The sequence below is a fragment of the Paenibacillus timonensis genome, assembly GCF_022427145.1.
Classification (GTDB): Bacteria; Bacillota; Bacilli; order Paenibacillales; family Paenibacillaceae; genus Fontibacillus; species Fontibacillus timonensis.
Window position 1 is genome coordinate 1 of the sequence record NZ_JAKSXN010000147.1, and the last position, 947, is coordinate 947.

Below are 947 nucleotides of genomic sequence, written 5' to 3' on the forward strand. Positions count from 1 at the left end.
TATTATGCATTTATAGGAACCAACTGCTCCGCCAGATGCTCAATTGTCTCGCGCATCGCCAGGTTATGGCGCCAGCTTTCCGGTATCGCCTCGTACCCATAAAAGGCACCAGCCAGCTGGCCATATACGGCGCCTGTCGTATCCGCGTCATCTCCCAGGTTTACGGCCAGTAGCGCTCCTTCCTTATACGAGGTGCTTTTGGCAAAAGCCCATAAGGCAGCCTCCAGCGATTTAACCACGTACCCCGATCCTTGGATCTCCGGAGGTTCTTTGGACAGGAAGGATCCGCGGCGGATCTCTTCAATTTTCGGGACTGGTATATCCGCCCCCAACCATTCATCAAAAGCGGCAGGATCCAACAGCTCGCTTTTCGTCCAGCCCCTCAACGCTCCCACAATAAACCCAGCCAACAATCTGCAAGCATCGACGCACTCCGTAGAAGCATGGGTGGTTCTGGAACTACGCGCCGCATAATCAATGGCTTGCTGCGGTTGTCCCGCATAGTACATCGGTACAGGCGCAAGCCGCATGATCGATCCGTTGCCTGCAGCATAAGGATCGTCCGAGCCGCAATACCCTTCTCCTGTTCACTCGAATCGAAGGATAGCTTCGCGTGTCGCGTTCCCGATGTCAAAGCATCCCCCCGTACTGCTTAGATATCCTTCCCGCATCCATCGCCGATACCGGGTCATTTGATCGTTCGGGTCAAATCCCTTGGATTCGAGCAGGCTCTCCGCCAAGCAAAGCGCCATTGACGTGTCGTCCGTCCATTGACCAGGTTGCAAGTGAAAGACGCCTCCACCCACCAAATCCGTGACCGGAGGAAAAGATCCCGGCGGATGAAACTCTACCGTGGTGCCCAAAGCATCGCCAATCGCCAATCCGGCGAGACAGCCTTTATATCTGTTTAACGTTGCTTTCATGTCATCCTCCTTCCAAAACCAAAA

Annotated in this window: 1 pseudogene; it reads right to left on the reverse strand. The window is 54.3% G+C overall.

Annotated features, from left to right (window positions below):
• Positions 1-2: 2 nt before the first annotated feature.
• Positions 3-923, reverse strand: a pseudogene (locus MJ257_RS24590) (ADP-ribosylglycohydrolase family protein).
• Positions 924-947 lie beyond the last annotated feature (24 nt).